Annotated in this window: 15 protein-coding genes; 9 read left to right on the plus strand and 6 right to left on the minus strand. The window is 73.3% G+C overall.

Annotation, left to right across the window (positions count from 1 at the left end; genetic code table 11):
- Positions 1-2: 2 nt before the first annotated feature.
- Positions 3-2,129, minus strand: coding sequence for a hydantoinase/oxoprolinase family protein (locus tag H596_RS0101065; protein ID WP_027283312.1), 2,127 nt, complete (start codon positions 2,127-2,129; stop codon positions 3-5).
- Complete coding sequence (locus H596_RS0101070; protein ID WP_027283313.1) at positions 2,129-3,763, minus strand: hydantoinase B/oxoprolinase family protein; 1,635 nt, start codon at positions 3,761-3,763, stop codon at positions 2,129-2,131. The genes H596_RS0101065 and H596_RS0101070 overlap by 1 nt, the downstream gene beginning before the upstream one ends.
- A 71-nt stretch (positions 3,764-3,834) precedes the next feature.
- On the opposite strand from H596_RS0101070, the gene H596_RS0101075 reads away from it, so the two are divergent.
- Both H596_RS0101075 and H596_RS0101080 read left to right on the plus strand, forming a co-directional pair.
- Positions 3,835-4,755 carry an SMP-30/gluconolactonase/LRE family protein gene (locus tag H596_RS0101075; RefSeq protein ID WP_027283314.1) on the plus strand — a complete coding sequence of 307 codons (921 nt, stop codon included), beginning with the start codon at positions 3,835-3,837 and terminating at the stop codon, positions 4,753-4,755.
- A complete protein-coding gene (locus tag H596_RS0101080; protein ID WP_027283315.1) occupies positions 4,752-5,360 on the plus strand; it encodes a cation transporter in 609 nt (202 codons plus the stop codon). The genes H596_RS0101075 and H596_RS0101080 overlap by 4 nt, the downstream gene beginning before the upstream one ends.
- A gap of 39 nt (positions 5,361-5,399) precedes the next feature.
- On the opposite strand, the gene H596_RS19505 is transcribed toward H596_RS0101080, so the two are convergent.
- Positions 5,400-5,975, minus strand: a complete 576-nt coding sequence (locus tag H596_RS19505; protein WP_037299480.1) for a nucleotide exchange factor GrpE — start codon at positions 5,973-5,975, stop codon at positions 5,400-5,402.
- A gap of 32 nt (positions 5,976-6,007) precedes the next feature.
- A complete protein-coding gene (gene hrcA, locus H596_RS0101090) occupies positions 6,008-7,078 on the minus strand; it encodes a heat-inducible transcriptional repressor HrcA (RefSeq protein ID WP_027283316.1) in 1,071 nt (356 codons plus the stop codon).
- A gap of 64 nt (positions 7,079-7,142) precedes the next feature.
- Between hrcA and H596_RS0101095 the strand changes: the two genes are divergently transcribed.
- The 5 genes from H596_RS0101095 to H596_RS0101115 all read left to right on the plus strand — a co-directional run bounded on the left by H596_RS0101095 (position 7,143) and on the right by H596_RS0101115 (position 11,833).
- The gene (locus tag H596_RS0101095) at positions 7,143-7,790 is read left to right on the plus strand and encodes an HAD family hydrolase (RefSeq protein ID WP_051212220.1); all 648 of its coding nucleotides are present in this window, start codon (positions 7,143-7,145) and stop codon (positions 7,788-7,790) included.
- Positions 7,791-7,933: 143 nt separating this feature from the next.
- Positions 7,934-8,953 (plus strand): ABC transporter substrate-binding protein, encoded by a 1,020-nt coding sequence (locus tag H596_RS0101100; RefSeq protein ID WP_027283318.1) that lies wholly within the window; start codon positions 7,934-7,936, stop codon positions 8,951-8,953.
- A 23-nt stretch (positions 8,954-8,976) separates the two neighbouring features.
- The gene (locus tag H596_RS19510; protein WP_245583923.1) at positions 8,977-9,705 is read left to right on the plus strand and encodes an ABC transporter ATP-binding protein; all 729 of its coding nucleotides are present in this window, start codon (positions 8,977-8,979) and stop codon (positions 9,703-9,705) included.
- Positions 9,705-10,496 (plus strand): ABC transporter permease, encoded by a 792-nt coding sequence (locus H596_RS19515; RefSeq protein ID WP_037299485.1) that lies wholly within the window; start codon positions 9,705-9,707, stop codon positions 10,494-10,496. The genes H596_RS19510 and H596_RS19515 overlap by 1 nt, the downstream gene beginning before the upstream one ends.
- Positions 10,493-11,833, plus strand: a complete 1,341-nt coding sequence (locus H596_RS0101115) for a cytosine deaminase (protein WP_245583924.1) — start codon at positions 10,493-10,495, stop codon at positions 11,831-11,833. Before H596_RS19515 ends, H596_RS0101115 begins: the two co-directional genes overlap by 4 nt.
- A 165-nt stretch (positions 11,834-11,998) precedes the next feature.
- On the opposite strand, the gene H596_RS0101120 is transcribed toward H596_RS0101115, so the two are convergent.
- Positions 11,999-12,580 carry an NAD(P)H-dependent oxidoreductase gene (locus H596_RS0101120; protein ID WP_027283320.1) on the minus strand — a complete coding sequence of 194 codons (582 nt, stop codon included), beginning with the start codon at positions 12,578-12,580 and terminating at the stop codon, positions 11,999-12,001.
- 17 nt (positions 12,581-12,597) lie between these two features.
- Between H596_RS0101120 and H596_RS0101125 the strand changes: the two genes are divergently transcribed.
- Together H596_RS0101125 and H596_RS0101130 are read left to right on the plus strand one after the other, a co-directional pair.
- Positions 12,598-13,179 carry an NAD(P)H-dependent oxidoreductase gene (locus H596_RS0101125; RefSeq protein WP_027283321.1) on the plus strand — a complete coding sequence of 194 codons (582 nt, stop codon included), beginning with the start codon at positions 12,598-12,600 and terminating at the stop codon, positions 13,177-13,179.
- 63 nt (positions 13,180-13,242) lie between these two features.
- On the plus strand, positions 13,243-13,716 hold the full coding sequence (locus H596_RS0101130; RefSeq protein ID WP_156909988.1) for a cell division protein ZapB: 474 nt from the start codon (positions 13,243-13,245) through the stop codon (positions 13,714-13,716).
- A gap of 124 nt (positions 13,717-13,840) precedes the next feature.
- On the opposite strand, the gene H596_RS0101135 is transcribed toward H596_RS0101130, so the two are convergent.
- The gene (locus H596_RS0101135) at positions 13,841-15,028 is read right to left on the minus strand and encodes a vWA domain-containing protein (protein WP_027283323.1); all 1,188 of its coding nucleotides are present in this window, start codon (positions 15,026-15,028) and stop codon (positions 13,841-13,843) included.
- Between the last annotated feature and the right edge of the window lie 3 nt (positions 15,029-15,031).

Below are 15,031 nucleotides of genomic sequence, written 5' to 3' on the forward strand. Positions count from 1 at the left end.
GCTCATCCCGCGCCGGGCGCGATCTCCAGCCAGCCCTCCGCGCGCATCCGCGCCTCATCTCCGGGCAGCAGCAGCACGGTCGTCGTCGCGCTCTCCACGATGGCCGGGCCGGTGAGCGTCTGCCCCGCGGCCAGGGCCTCGAAGGCGAACACGGGCAGGCCGCGCTCGCCCTCCTCCAGCCGGCACAGCCGCTCGCCCAGCGGCGAGGCGGGCAGCCCCGCCCCCGCGGCGCGGCGCGGCATGGGCGGCAACACCCCGCGCGCGGCCGCCCGCGCCGTGACCAGCACCACCTCTTCGCCCGGCAGGTCATAGGTGAACAGGGCGCGGTGCCGCGCATGGAAGGCGGCGCGCAGCCCCTCGCGCGTGGCGGGCACGCCGTCCAGCGGCACGCTCACCTCGAACACCTGCTCGCCATAGCGCATGTCGGCGGCGCGGCTCAGCGCGATCTCCCCGCCATGCCAGGCGGCCACGCGGGCGCGCGCCTCCTCCTCCAGCCCGGCGAAGAGCGCGGCCAGGGCGGCGTCCTCCGGCAGGGCTTCCGCGCCGAGCACGCTGCGCGCCGTCTCGAAGCGCAGCTCCGTCTGCAGCATGCCCCAGGCCGAGAGCCCGGCGGCGAAGAGCGGCACCGCCACCCGCGCCATGCCGAGATCCCGCGCCACGGCGCTGGCGTGCAGCCCCGCCGCGCCGCCGAAGGCGAGCAGCGTGGCCCCGCGCGGGTCCACCCCGCGCCGCACCGTCGCCACCCGCACCCCATCGGCCATGCGCGCGTTCACCAGGCGATGGATGCCGAGCGCCGCCGCCTCGGCGGAAAGCCCGAGCTGCGCCGCCAGCCGCCCCACCGCGGCCCGGGCCGCCGCCTCGTCGAGCCGCTGCGCCCCGCCGAGGAAGGAGGCGGGGTCGAGATAGCCGAGGACGAGATTCGCGTCCGTCACCGTGGGCTCCGTGCCGCCGCGCCCGTAGCAGGCGGGGCCCGGCCGCGCCCCCGCCGAGCGCGGGCCGACCTGCAGCGTGCCCCCGGCGCCCAGATGCGCGATGGAGCCGCCCCCCGCGCCCAGCGTGATGATGTCGAGGCTGTCCAGCGCGATGCGCTCGCCCCCCACCTCGCGCCCGCGCCCCAGCGCCGCCGCGCCATCGGTGACGAGGGCGATGTCGGTGGAGGTGCCGCCCATGTCGAAGGTGACGATGTGTTCGCCCCTCCGATTCAGACCTTCGCGCCCTTCGGCGCTGCGGTCATCGGACGGGGGCTGGCCCGTCCGATTCAGACCCTCCGCCGCCGCCGCGCCCAGCCCGCGCCGCGCCAGCGCCACTGCCGCCGCCACCCCGCCCGCGGGGCCCGAGAGCGCGGTGCCGGCCGCCAGCCGCGCCGCCTCGGCGATCGGCGTCACCCCGCCATGCGAGAGGATGACGAAGACCGGCGCGGCGCAGCCCGCCGCGCGCAGCCGCTCCTCCAGCCGCCCGAGGTAGCGGGCCACGGGCGGGCCCACATAGGCGTTCACCGCCGCCGTGGAGAAGCGCTCGTACTCCTTGATCTGCGGCAGCACATCGGCCGAGCAGGTGACATAGGCGCCCGGCAGCGCGGCGCGCACGCGCGCGGCCGCCGCGTGCTCGTGGCGCGGATCGGCCCAGGAATGCAGGAAGCAGATCGCCACCGCCTCCACCTCGGCCGCGCGCAGCGCCGCGATGGCGGCGTCCAGGCTGGCGAGGTCGAGCGGGATTTCGACGCGCCCGTCCGGGCGCAGCCGCTCGCGCACGGGAAGGCGCAGCCGGCGCGGGATCAGCGGCGGCGGCGCGGGCAGGCGCAGGTCGTAGCGCGCGGGCTTCAGCCCCTCGCGCATGGCGATCACGTCGCGGTGGCCCTCGGTGGTGAGCATCGCCGCGCGCGCGCCGCGCCGCTCCAGCAGCGCATTCGTCGCCACCGTCGTGCCGTGCACGATGCGCACGGTGGAGTCGAGCAGCTCCCCCAGCGTCAGGCGCAACGCCGCCGCGAGGTTGGCGAGGCCCTGCATCACGCCCAGGCTCTGGTCCTCGGGCGTGCTCGCGGCCTTGGCGAGGTGCTCGTTCCCCTCCTCGTCCACCCCCACCACGTCGGTGAAGGTGCCGCCCACATCCACACCGATCACATAGCGCATCAGAGCAGCCCCTCCGCCTCGTCCTCCGCGATGCGCGCGGGGTCGCGCCGCGCGGGATCGCCCCATCCGCCGCCGCCGGCCGAGCGCACCTCGATCACCTCGCCCGGCTGGATGACCACGCCCGTCTCCTTGGTGCGCAGCACCCGCTCCGACCCGTCGGCCCGGCGCAGCGCGTAGCGGTGGGGCGGGCTGTCCTCGCCGCCGCAGATGCCCGCGCTGCCGTGGCGCGCGCCGTCGCCCGCGGTGTTGGCGCGCGCGGGCCCGTCGCTCTCCACCACCAGTTCGAGCCGCGCGCCGAAGCCCCCGCGGAACTCCCCGCGCCCGGCCGAGCCGGGCAGGAACTCGTGGTGGCGGAAATGCAGCGGGAAGCGCGCCTCGGCCATCTCCACGCTGCCGAATTTCAGCCCGCCCACGCTGTGCCATTCCCCCGCGCAGGACCATCCATCGCCGCGCGCATGGCCGCCGCCGCCCGGGCGCGCGTGGAACAGGTGCCAGACGAAGCGCCGCCCCGGCCGCCGCGCGTCGCGCCCCGTCAGCGCGATGCGGAAGCGCCGGCCCCAGCCGCCCATCGCGCGCCCGGGGCAGCAGTGCTGCATGGCCCGGATCACCGCCTCCACGATCTCGTTGCTGCAATGGCTGGTGCAGAGCGTCACCGCCGCGCCCTCGCGCGCCCAGACCACGCTGCCCTCGCGCGCGACGACCTTGAGCGCGCGGAAGGCGCCGTCGTTCTTCGCCACCTCCGGATCGAGCAGGTAGGCGAAGGCCATGCTCACCGCGCTGACCATGTTCGGATAGGAGGAGTTGACGAAGCCCGCCACCTGGTCGTCGGAGTCCGAGAGGTCCACCGTCAGCGTGCCGCCCTCTTTGGTGCAGGTGGCGCGGATGGCGATGTCGGTGCGGCCATGCCCGTCATCGTCCAGGAAGGCCTCGCCCTTCCAGGTGCCATCCGGCCAGCCCTGCAGGATGCGCGCGGCATGAGCGTGGGAGAGGGCGAGAATCTCCTCCACCGCCTGCATCAGCGTCGCCGCGCCGTGCTGCGCGGCCAGGGCGGAGAGCCGCTCCGCCCCCAGCTTCGCCGCGCCCAGCATGGCCGCGAGGTCGCCCTCGAAATCCCGCCCGATGCGGGTGTTGAGTGCCAGCATCGCCACCAGATCGGGCCGCAGAGCGCCGTTCTCACCGAGCCGGATGGGCGGGATGCGCAGCCCCTCCTGCCAGATCTCGGTCGCGCCCGGGTTGTAGCCGCCATGGGTGGCGCCGCCGATGTCGCTCTGATGCGCGCGCACCACGGCGAAGAAGAGCGGCTCGCCCTCCGCGAAGACGGGCAGGACGAGGGTGAGATCGGGCAGGTGGGAGCCGCCATGCCAGGGATCGTTGAGCAGGAACACGTCGCCCGGGCGCATCTCGCCGGCGAAGGCCTCGCGCACCGCGCGCGCGGCGAAGGGCATGGCGCCGACATGCACGGGGATGTGGTCGGCCTGCGCCACGAGGCGGCCCGCCCCGTCCGTCACGGCGATGGAGAAGTCGCGCGAGGAGTTCAGAATCTGGCTGTAGGCGGTGCGCAGCAGCGCCTCGCCCATCTCCTCCACGATGGCCGAGAGTCGCGCCTCCAGCACCGCGAGCGTCACGGGGTCCATGCCTTGCCTCCTCCCTTGGCGGGGGGCGGGAGGGTGGCGCATCCTGACGCGCGCCAAAAGGGGAGGGCGGCATGGAGTGGACGGTGCTGGCGGAAGGTTTGCGCTTCCCCGAAGGCCCGGTGGCGATGGCCGACGGCTCGGTGATCCTGGTCGAGATCGCGCGCGGGACCATCACCCGCATCGCGCCGGACGGGACGGCGCGGGTGATCGCGACGCCGGGGGGCGGGCCCAACGGGCTCGCGCCCGGGCCCGAGGGCACGCTGATCCTGTGCAACAATGGCGGCTTCGCCTGGCACGACTCGCCGGGGATGCTGCGCCCCATCGGCCAGGCGCCGGACTATTCGGGCGGGCGGATCGAGGTGGTGGACATCGCCACCGGCCGCATCCGCACCCTCTACGACCGCTGCGGCGAGCATCGCCTCAAGGGGCCGAACGACCTGGTGCTCGACGGCAAGGGCGGCTTCTGGTTCACCGATCTCGGCAAGGTGCGCGCGCGGGACCGCGACCATGGCGGCGTCTATTGGGCGGCGCTCGACGGCTCGCGCATCGTCGAGGCCGCCTTTCCCGTGCCGGGGGGCGCGAACGGCATCGGCCTCAGCCCCGAGGGCGAGACGCTCTACGTCGCGGAGACGGAGACGGGCCGCCTCTGGGCTTTCGACATCATGGGGCCGGGCCGGCTGCGCCACGCGCCCTGGCCCAGCCCGCATGGCGGCTATCTGCTCTGCCAGTTCCCGGGCTTCCGGCGGCTGGACAGCCTGGCCGTCACCGAGGCCGGCAACATCGTGGTGGCGACGCTGGTGAGCGGCGAGATCACCACCGTCTCGCCGCGGGGGGAAATCCTCCACGTGGCGAAGATGCCCGAGCCGATGCCGACCAACATCTGCTTCGGCGGGCCGGATCGGCGCACGGCCTATGTCACGCTCTCCACCACCGGGAAGCTCGTCTCGACGCCCTGGCCGGAGCCCGGCCTCGCCCTGCCCTTCTCGGCATGAACGCGGCGGCGGATGCGGCGCTGCGCCGCACGGTGGCGGTCGTCGCCCTGCTCAACCTCGGCTATTTCGGCGTGGAGTTCGGGGTGGCGCTCGCCATCGGCTCCGTCTCGCTGCTGGCCGACAGCGTGGACTTCCTGGAGGATGCGGCGGTCAACCTGCTCATCCTCGTGGGGCTGGGATGGAGCCTAGCGGCGCGGGCGCGGCTGGGGGCGGTGCTGGCGGGGCTGATGCTGGTGCCGGCCGCGGCCTTCCTCTGGGCGCTGGCGCAGAAGCTGCTCTCCGGCGCGCCGCCCGGGCCCCTCGCGCTGAGCCTGACCGCCCTCGGCGCGCTGGCGGTGAACCTCGGCTGCGCGCTGCTGCTGGCCCGGCATCGCCATCATGGCGCGAGCCTGGCGCGCGCCGCCTTCCTCTCCGCGCGCAACGACGCGCTGGCCAATATGGCGATCATCGGCGCGGGGCTCGCCACCGCGCTGCACCCCTCCATCTGGCCGGATGTGGTGGTGGGGCTCGGTGTCGCCTGGCTGAACCTGGATGCGGCGCGCGAGGTGTGGGCGCGCGCCCGCGCCGAGGGGCGCGCGGCGCGGGCGGAGGAGCCCCAGGCCTGACAGGGGCGGCATCATCCCGGCGGCCGCTGGGATGACGCCCTATTCCGTGGGGGCGGGCGCGGGCTCGGCCGGCTGGCCGGCCACCACCACCATGGCGGGCTTGAGCAGCCGCCCGTTCAGCGCCCAGGCGCTGGACCAGGCCTGCAGCACCGTGCCGGCGGCCACGCCCTCGGGGGCGGGGGCCTCGCTCATCGCCTGGTGCCATTCGGGGTCGAAGGGCAGGCCCTGGGCGGGCTTGCGCACCACGCCATTGGCCTCGAGGCGCTGGAGGAAGAAGCGCTCCACCCCCTCGAAGCCGCCGCGCATCTTGGCGATGATCTCGGGCTCGCCCTCGCTGGGCGGGGGCAGCAGGTCGAGGCCGCGGCGGAGGTTCTCGGCGGCCTCCACCAGATCGGCGGCGAATTTCTGGATGGCGAAGTTGCGCGCCTTCTCCACCTCGTCGCGCGCGCGGTGGCGGGTGTTCTGCACCTCCGCCTCGGCGCGCAGCCAGCGGTCGCGCATCTCGGCCAGCTCGGCCTCGAGGGCCGCGATGCGGCTCTCGGGCGTCGGCTCCGGGGCGGGCGCGGCCTCGGCGGGGGCGGCCTCCGGGGGCGGCGTGTTCGGGTCCGTCGTCATGGCGTTTCAGGTAGTCGGGCGCGGGGGCGCGATCAACCCAGCAGCCGGCCGATCACCCGCGCGGTGTAGTCCACCACCGGGATCACCTTGCCGTAGTTCAGCCGCGAGGGGCCGATCACGCCGATGGCGCCCACGATGCGCTCCTGCCCGTTGCGGAAGGGGGCGACGACGACCGAGAGGCCGGCGCTGGAGAACAGCCCGCTCTCCGCGCCGATGAAGATCTGCACCCCCTCGCCGCGCTGGGCGAGCTCGAGCAGGCGCAGCGTCGTCTCCTGCGCCTCCAGCCGCTCGAACAGCGCCTGGATCTCCTGCACCCGCGCCAGGTTCTCGATGTTCTCGAGAAGCCGCGCCTGGCCGCGCAGGATCAGCGCCCCCGCCCCGCCGCCGGCCCAGGTGGCGAGCCCGGCCTCGATCACCTGGGTGGTCAGCGCATCGAGCGCGGTGCGGTTGGCGGCGATCTCCTCCGCCACCAGGCCGCGCGCCTCTTCCAGCGTGCGGCCGGCAAGGCGGGCGTTGAGGTAGTTGCCCGCCTCCACCAGCGCCGAGGCCGGCAGCCCCGGGGGCACCTCGATCACGCGGTTCTCCACCCGCCCGTCGCCCTGCACCAGCACCACCAGGGCGCGGCCGGGGCCGAGAGGGACGAACTCGATGTGGCGCAGCGGCGCCTCGCCCTTGGGCGCGACGACGAGGCCCGCCGCCCCGGCCAGGCCGGAGAGCATCTGCCCCGCCTCGGCCAGCGTCTCCTGCAGGCTGCGGCCATGCGCGGCGCAGCGCGCGGCGATGGCCTCGCGCTCCTCCTCCGAGAGGTCGCCGAACTCCAGCAGCCCGTCCACGAAGAGGCGCAGGCCCCGCTCGGTGGGCAGGCGCCCGGCGGAGGTGTGCGGGGCGTAGAGCAGCCCGGCCTCCTCCAGATCCGCCATCACGTTGCGGATGGAGGCGGGCGAGAGGTTGAGGGGCAGCCGGCGCGACAGGGTGCGGCTGCCCACCGGCTCGCCGGTCTGGACATAGACCTCGATGAGTTCGCGCAGCACCGCCGTGGCCCGCTGGTCGAGCCCCGAGGCGGCGGCGATGGGCGGAATGCCCGGCGTGAGGGGCGTGTTCATGCTTCGGAACAAAGCTTGGGAAGCCAGGGCCCCCGGGTCAACCCGCTTGTGCGCGCGGGGCCGCATGGCGAAGCTGCCCGCCATGCAGGGCGGCGGCGTGCGCTGGGTGGTGTTCGACGTGGGCGGCGTGCTCGTGGACGAGGCGCGGCTCTGGCGCGGCTGGGCCGGGCTTCTGGGCATGGGGGAGGCCGATTTCCTCGCCGCGCTGCGCGCCGGCCTGGCCGCCGGCAAGGGCATCGGCGGCACGGTGCGGGAACTCGCGCCCGGCCTCGACATCCGCGCCGAGCGCGCCCGCCTTGCCCCGCTGGAAATCCCGCAGGAGGGCGACCTCTACCCCGATGTGCGCCCCGCCTTCGCCAGGCTGCGCCGCGCCGGGCTGCGCATCGGCATCGCCGGCAACCAGCCACCCGGCGTGGCCGAGGCGCTGGGCGCGCTGGGGCTCGGGGCGGCCTTCATCGCCACCTCCGCCACCTGGGGCGTGGCCAAGCCCGATCGGGGCTTCTTCGCCCGGGTGGTGGAGGCGGCCGGCGCGCCGCCCCCGCGCATCGCCTATGTGGGCGACCGGCTGGACAATGACGTGGCCCCCGCCCGGGCGGCCGGGCTGCGCGCCATCTTCCTGCCGCGCGGCCTGTGGGGGGAGCTGCATGACGCGGAGGAGCACGGGGCGGAGCGCGTGGCCTCGCTCACGGAACTCGCGGAGCGCCTCGCCTGAGCGCCCCCTGCCCGCCGCGTGGGCAGAGCCGCCGCGCGCGCGGGCAGGGAAGGCGCTTGCGGCCCCACCCGCCGCAAGGCTAGCTGCTTCCCTCCGGCCCGCCGGCCCCAACATGCTGCGCCACAGGCGCGATGGAGGACAGGATGCGCACTCGCTACCGGATCGAACGGCGCGCGCTGCTCGGCGGCGGCGTCGCCCTCTCGCTGGCCGCGGTGCCCGGGGCGCGCGTGCCCCATGCGCAGCCGCTCGACCGCATCACCTTCCAGACGGACTGGCGCGCCCAGGCCGAGCACGGGGGCTACTACCAGGCGGTGGCGGCCGGCATCTACCGCCGCCACGGCATCGAGTGCGAGATCCGCATGGGCGGGCCGCAGCAGAACCCCGCCCAGCTCCTTATCGCCGGCCGGGTGGACGCCATCATGGGCAACGGCTTCCAGGCGCTGAACTTCGCGCGCGAGAACATCCCCTTCCTGTGCATCGGCGCGATCTTCCAGAAGGATCCGCAGATCCTGATGACGCATGAGGGCAACGGCATCACCCGCTTCGAGGACATGCGCGGCCGGCCCATCCTGGTGGGCGCGGCGGGCCGCACCACCTACTGGCCCTTCCTGCGCGCGCGCTTCGGCTTCACCGATGAGCAGATCCGCCCCTACACCTTCAACATCCAGCCCTGGCTGGCCGACCGCATGGCCATCCAGCAGGGCTTCCTCAGCTCCGAGCCCTTCAGCGCCATCCAGGCCGGGGCGCGGCCGCGCGTCTTCCTCATCGCCGATGCGGGCTACGAGAACTACAACTGCACCATCAACGTCAGCCGCCGCATGGTGGAGGAGCGCGGCGACCTGCTGCAGCGCTTCGTCAACGCCACCATCGAGGGCTGGACGCAGTACATGCGCCGCCAGGACATCGAGGGCGCGAACCGCCTCATCATGCGCGACAACCCGGAGATGACGCAGGAGCGCATCGACTACGCCATCCGCGTGATGAACGAGATGGGCATCGTGATGAGCGGCGACGCGGAGCGCCTGGGCATCGGCGCGATGACCGACGCGCGCTGGGAGAGCTTCTACAACGCGACGCGCGATGCGGGCGTGAACCCGCCGGGCATGGATTTCCGCCGCGCCTACGACCTGCGCTTCGTCAACAAGCGGGTGGGGCTGAGCTGAGCGCGCTCGTCTCGCTGCGCGGCGTGGCCAAGCGCTACGCCACCGGCACCCTGGCCGTGCAGGGCGTGGACCTCGACATCGCGCGGGGGGATTTCCTCGCGCTGCTCGGCCCCTCGGGCTGCGGCAAGTCCACGCTGCTGCGCATGATCGCGGGACTCATCCCCGTCAGCGAGGGCGCGCTCGACTTCCCCGCGGATGCGGCCGCGCGGCGGTCGATCGGCTTCGTCTTCCAGGAGCCGACGCTGATGCCCTGGGCCAGCGCGCTGCGCAACGTGGCACTTCCGCTCGAGCTCGCCGGCACGCCGCGGCGCGAGGCGGAGGCGCGCGCGGCCGAGATGCTGGCGCGCGTGGAGCTCGCGGGCTTCGAGCACGCCTATCCGCGCGCGCTTTCGGGCGGGATGAAGATGCGCGTCTCCATCGCGCGCGCCCTGGTGACGAAGCCGCGCCTGCTGCTGATGGACGAACCCTTCGCGGCGCTGGACGAGATCACGCGCTTCCGCCTCAACGCGGATCTGCTCGATCTCTGGCGCGCCGAGCGCTTCACGGTGATCTTCGTGACCCATTCCGTCTTCGAGAGCGTCTTCCTGGCCGAGCGCATCGTCGTCATGGCCCCGCGACCGGGGCGCATCGTGCGCGAGCTCTCCGTCCCCGCGGAGGACCGCGCGGCGCCGGAGTTCCGCACCTCCGCCACCTACGCCGCGCATTGCCGCGAGGTGAGCCACGCGCTGGCCGAGGCGATGGAGGGCGCGTGATGGGGGCCGCCCGGCTGCTGCGCTGGCTCGCGCCCACCCTGCTCGGCTTCCTGTTCCTCGCGGGCTGGGAATGGGCGGTGCGCGCGAACGAGGTGCCGCCCTTCATCCTGCCCGGGCCCGTGCTGATCGCGCAGACGCTCGCGCGGGACTGGTCCTCGCTCTCCGTCTCGCTGCTGGTGACGCTGCAGATCACCTTCGCGGCGCTGGCGGTGGCGGCCTCGCTCGGGCTGCTGCTCGCGGTGCTCTTCGCGCAGTCGCGCGTGGTGGAGATGAGCCTCTTTCCCTACGCGGTGGTGCTGCAGGTGACGCCCATCGTCGCCATCGCGCCGCTCATCATCATCTGGGTGGACGACGTGCGCGCGGCGCTGCTGATCTGCGCCTGGATCGTGGCCTTCTTCCCCATCCTCTCCAACACCACGGTCGGGCTGAACAGCACCGACCGCAACCTCGAGGACCTGTTCCGCCTCTACGGCGCCTCGCGCTGGCAGGTGCTGTGGCGGCTGAAGCTGCCATCGGCCATGCCCTATTTCCTGGCGGGGCTGCGCATCTCGGGCGGGCTCGCGCTGATCGGGGCGATCGTCGCGGAGTTCGTGGCGGGCACGGGCGGGCGTGCCTCGGGCCTCGCCTACCGCATCCTCGAGGCGGGCTACCAGCTCCAGATCCCGCGCATGTTCGCCGCGCTGGTGCTCGTCTCCGGCACGGGCATCGCGATCTTCCTCGCGCTCTCGCTCCTGTCGCACCTGCTGCTGCGGCGCTGGCACGAGAGCGCCCAGGCGGGAGAGCCGCGATGATGCAGGCCCTGCGCGCCGCGCTGCGCGAGGCGGGCGCGCGCTTCTGGCTGCGGGATGCGCGCGTGCCGGCGAGCCTCGCCGAAGGCGCGCCCGCCCGCCCCGACGCGCAGGATCTGCTGCGCCTCGACGTGCGGATCGAGGAGGGGCGCATCGCCGCCCTCGCCCCCGCCGGCAGCGCGGAGGAGGGCGTCTCCCTCGAGGGCGGCCAGCTCTGGCCCGGCTTCGTGGACGCGCACACCCATCTCGACAAGGGCCATATCTGGCCGCGCATGGCCAACGCCACCGGCGATTTCGCCGGCGCGCTGGAGGCCGTGACGCGCGACCGCGGCGCGGCCTGGACGGCCGAGGACATCGCCGCCCGCGCCGACTTCGCCCTGCGCTGCGCGCTGGCGCACGGCACGGTGGCCGTCCGGACCCATCTCGACAGCTACCTGCCGCACGCGCACACCACCTGGCGCGTGTTCCGCGAGCTGCGGGCGGCCTGGGCGGGGCGCATCGCCATCCAGATGGTCTCCATCGCGCCGCTCGACCGCTTCGCCGGCCCGCAGGGCGAGGAGCTGGCCGACCTGGTGGCGGAATCGGGCGGCGTGCTCGGCATGGTCACGCGGCTTTCGGGCGGCGTGCACGACACGTTGCCGCCCGACTATGTGCCGATGCTCGAGCGCTTCTTCGCGCTGGCCGAGGCGCGCGGGCTCGATCTCGACCTTCACGTGGACGAGAGCGGCGAGCAGGGCGCGCGCGGCCTGCGCGAGATCGCGCTGGTGGCGCTGCGCCGCCGCTTCAGGGGGCGCATCCAGGTGGGCCATTGCTGCTCCCTCGCCGTGCAGCCCGAGGCCTTCGCGCGCGAGACCATCGCGCGCGTGGCCGAGGCGGGGCTCGACGTGGTGAGCCTGCCCATGTGCAACATGTATCTGCAGGACCGCGCGCCCGGCCGCACCCCGCGCTGGCGCGGCGTGACGCTGCTGCACGAGATGCGCGCGGCGGGCATCAACGTCTCCGTCGCCTCCGACAACACGCGCGACCCGTTCTACGCCTATGGCGACCTCGACATGGTGGAGGTGTTCCGCGAGGCGACGCGCATCCTGCATCTCGACCATCCGCCCGCGGGCTGGGCGGCCGCGGCGGGGCGCAACCCGGCGCGCGCCATGGGGATCGGGGCCGGAGTCATCCGCCCCGGGGCGGCGGCCGATCTCGTGCTGTTCCGGGCGCGCGGCATGACGGAGTGGCTCGCCCGCCCGCAGGCGGACCGCATCGTGCTGCGCGCCGGCCGCGTGCTGGACGCGACGCCGCCCGATCACCGCGAGCTCGATCCGCTCTTCGCGGGCGCGGTGGGATGATCTCATACCAGCGGCCGCTGATTTCGACTCCTGAGCAGGCGATGCGGCCGCTGGTATGCCCTTGTTTTGGCGCGCAGCCGCCACACCGGGTCCCATCGAAGCAAAGCTTCGATGGGTGCCCGTCAACCCTGCGCGCGATACGGTCGGCATAACATGCCGACCGTATCACCAGGCCGAAAGGCGCCGCTTCACCCGCGCGAGGAAGCGTTCGCGCTCGGCCTGGCCGCGATGGTCCATGCGGTTCAGCGAGAGCCAGTCCACCCGGCACTCCTTCGCCATCAGCCGGCGCACGCCGCCCGCGATCACGCGCCGGTCGGGCCAGCCGAGATAGAGCAGCAGCCACCAGGGCGAGCCATAGGTCGTGACCACGCCCAGGCGGCGGATGTTCGTCAGCTTCGGCTCGATGGCGCCCGCGCCGAGCGTGAAGGTCACGCCCGGCACCCAGATGCGGTCGAACCAGCCCTTCAGCATGGCCGGCATTCCGTACCACCAGGTGGGATAGACCAGCAGCAGCGCCTCGGCGCGCTGGAGCTGCGCCACCTCCGCCTCGATGCCCTCCCGGTTGCGCGCGAGGTCGTGATAGACGCCGCGCTCCTCGGCGCTCAGCACGGGGTTGAAACCCTCGGCGTAGAGGTCGCGCAACTCCACCTCGTGCCCCTTCGCGCGCAGCGCCTCGAGTGCCGCATCGCGCAGCGCGGCGCAGAAACTGTCCTCGCGCGGGTGGCAATAGACCATCAGCACGCGCATGCGCGGAGCCCCTTCTGATGCGTGTTCTCGTCCTCTTCTCGCATCCCCTGCCCGAGAGCTTCAACGCCGCCACGCATGCCGCGGTGCTGCGGGGCCTCGGCGCCGCCGGGCATGAGGTGGACGATTGCGACCTCTACGCCGAGGGCTTCAACCCCGTGCTGAGCGCCGAGGAGCGCCGCAACTACCACGACCCCGCGCTGAACCGCGCGCCTGTCGCGGGCCATGTCGAGCGGCTGCAGCGCGCCGAGGCGCTGGTGCTGGTCTATCCCACCTGGTGCTTCTCGCTGCCGGCCATGCTGAAGGGCTGGATGGACCGGGTGCTGCTGCCCGGCGTCTCCTTCGAGCTGGTGGACGGGGTGGCGCGCCCGGCGCTGACGCATCTGACGCGCATCGCGGGCGTGGTCACCTACGGGCGCCCGCGCTGGGCGGCCTGGATGGTGGGCGACCCGCCGCGCAAGGCGGTGACGCGCTACCTGCGGCTGCTGAACGCGGGCCGCGCGAAGGTGGAGTATCACGCGCTCTACGACATGAACCGCGCCACGCTGGCGCAGCGCGAGGCCTTCCTGGCGCGGGTGGAGCGCAGTTTCGCGCGGTGGTGACTTTCACGGGCAAAGGTCTCCGGCACCCGCAGCGCCGCGATGGACCGGACCGCGAGGACGATCATGGCCGATCTGCTTCTCATCTGGATGCTGGTACTGGGACCGCTCGCGCTTCTGGCTTGGGGCATTGAGAGACTCTTCGCTCGTCACCCCGGCACGCACAGCGAATCCGGCGAGTCGTTCCCTCCCTCGGAAGAAAGCGACACCATCGCGGCGCTTCAGGCCCAGATCGACAGGCTCAAGGCCGCTGGCCGGGAGGTGATCCGGCAGCGAGAGCAGCTTCGCGAGGAGCTGGAGCAGGCCAGAGCCGTCATTGCCGCCCAGCAGAGAGAGCTCGACTCCCTGCGCTCGAGCGGAGCGGGCGGAGCCCCGCCCGACATGGCGGAGGACCGAGGCAAGTTCCAGAGAGCCAAGCGGGCTTTCGCGGAACGGTTCCACCCGGACCGCGCCACGGGCGGCACGATGGATCGCCTGATCCGCGAACAGGTCTTCAAGGAATTCTGGGCGGAGCTGGAAAAGATCGAGCGAGGCCGATAGCCCGCCCCGTACCGGCGGCCGCCAGCTTGCACGCAGGATGCCTCCGACGCCTCGCCGGACAGATGGACCTTGGGCGGACCCGCGCCGGCCGATCGCCCCCGGCGTCAAGAACTGAACGCCCCCGCTACCGCAGCGCCTTCGCCATCCCGTCCAGCCCCTCCAGCGTGAGGGGGAACATGCGCCCCTCCATCGCGTCCTGGATGAGGCCGATGGAGGTGGTGTAGCCCCAGTGCTTCTGCGGCACCGGGTTGAGCCAGGCCACGCGGCGGAAATGCGCGGTGATCCGCCGCAGCCAGAGTTTTCCCGCCTCCTCGTTCCAGTGTTCCACGCTGCCGCCGGGCTCGAGGATCTCGTAGGGCGCCATGGAGGCGTCGCCCACGAAGACCACGCGCCAGTCGGGGCCGTAGGTGCGCAGAACCTCCCAGGTGGAGATCATCTGCTCGTGGCGGCGGCGGTTCGATTTCCAGAACCGTTCATAGGGGCAGTTGTGGAAGTAGAGGTGGACGAGGTGCTTGAACTCGCTCCTCGCCGCGCCGAACAGCTCCTCCGAGGCGCGGATGTGGTCGTCCATGGACCCGCCGATGTCGAGCAGCAGCAGCACCTTCACCGCGTTGCGCCGCTCCGGCCGCAGCCGCAGGTCGAGCGTGCCGGCGTTGCGCGCCGTGGCGCCGATGGTGCCCTCCATGTCGAGCTCGCTCGCCTCGCCCTGGCGGGCGAAGCGGCGCAGCCGGCGCAGCGCGAGCTTCATCGCGCGCGCGCCGAGTGCGGCATCGTCGTCGAGATCGCGGAACTCGCGCCTGTCCCACACCTTCACGGCGCGGCGGTGGCGCGAGCCTTCCTGCCCGATGCGCACGCCCTCGGGGTTGTAGCCCTCCGCGCCAAAGGGGCTCGTGCCGTTGGTGCCGATCATCCGGCTGCCGCCCTGGTGGCGGCGCTGCTGCTCGGCGAGGCGCTGGCGCAGCGTCTCCATCAGCGCCTCGAAGCCGCCCAGCGCCTCGATCTTCGCCATCTCCTCGGCGGTGAAGAAGCGCTCGGCGAGCTTCCGCAGCCACTCCTCCGGCAGCGCGCGCGGGATGATCTCGCCCGTGACGGTGGTGGGCTGCTCGAGCCCCTTGAACACCTCGCCGAAGACGCGGTCGAAGCGGTCGAGGTGGCGTTCGTCCTTCACCAGCGTGGTGCGCGCCAGGTAGTAGAAATCCTCGAGGTCGTAGGCCGCCACGCCGGCCTTCATCGCCCCCATCAGCGCGAGCCATTCGGTGATCGAGGCCGGCAGCCCCGCCTTGCGCAGCTCGTGGATGAAGGGGGCGAACATGGC

Source organism: Rubritepida flocculans DSM 14296, assembly GCF_000425365.1.
In the GTDB taxonomy this organism is placed as follows: domain Bacteria; phylum Pseudomonadota; class Alphaproteobacteria; order Acetobacterales; family Acetobacteraceae; genus Roseococcus; species Roseococcus flocculans.

Excerpts from the sequence above, each read along its gene's own strand:
- H596_RS0101120 (WP_027283320.1), bottom strand. The coding sequence starts at position 12,580 with ATGCGCGTGCTGATGGTCTATTGCCACCCGCGCGAGGACAGTTTCTGC.
- H596_RS0101100 (WP_027283318.1), top strand. The coding sequence starts at position 7,934 with ATGCGCACTCGCTACCGGATCGAACGGCGCGCGCTGCTCGGCGGCGGC.
- H596_RS0101115 (WP_245583924.1), top strand. The coding sequence starts at position 10,493 with ATGATGCAGGCCCTGCGCGCCGCGCTGCGCGAGGCGGGCGCGCGCTTC.
- H596_RS0101070 (WP_027283313.1), bottom strand. The coding sequence starts at position 3,763 with ATGGACCCCGTGACGCTCGCGGTGCTGGAGGCGCGACTCTCGGCCATC.
- H596_RS0101095 (WP_051212220.1), top strand. The coding sequence starts at position 7,143 with ATGGCGAAGCTGCCCGCCATGCAGGGCGGCGGCGTGCGCTGGGTGGTG.
- H596_RS0101080 (WP_027283315.1), top strand. The coding sequence starts at position 4,752 with ATGAACGCGGCGGCGGATGCGGCGCTGCGCCGCACGGTGGCGGTCGTC.
- H596_RS19505 (WP_037299480.1), bottom strand. The coding sequence starts at position 5,975 with ATGACGACGGACCCGAACACGCCGCCCCCGGAGGCCGCCCCCGCCGAG.
- H596_RS19515 (WP_037299485.1), top strand. The coding sequence starts at position 9,705 with ATGGGGGCCGCCCGGCTGCTGCGCTGGCTCGCGCCCACCCTGCTCGGC.
- H596_RS0101130 (WP_156909988.1), top strand. The coding sequence starts at position 13,243 with ATGGCCGATCTGCTTCTCATCTGGATGCTGGTACTGGGACCGCTCGCG.
- H596_RS0101125 (WP_027283321.1), top strand. The coding sequence starts at position 12,598 with ATGCGTGTTCTCGTCCTCTTCTCGCATCCCCTGCCCGAGAGCTTCAAC.
- H596_RS0101135 (WP_027283323.1), bottom strand. The coding sequence starts at position 15,028 with ATGTTCGCCCCCTTCATCCACGAGCTGCGCAAGGCGGGGCTGCCGGCC.
- H596_RS0101075 (WP_027283314.1), top strand. The coding sequence starts at position 3,835 with ATGGAGTGGACGGTGCTGGCGGAAGGTTTGCGCTTCCCCGAAGGCCCG.
- hrcA (WP_027283316.1), bottom strand. The coding sequence starts at position 7,078 with ATGAACACGCCCCTCACGCCGGGCATTCCGCCCATCGCCGCCGCCTCG.
- H596_RS0101065 (WP_027283312.1), bottom strand. The coding sequence starts at position 2,129 with ATGCGCTATGTGATCGGTGTGGATGTGGGCGGCACCTTCACCGACGTG.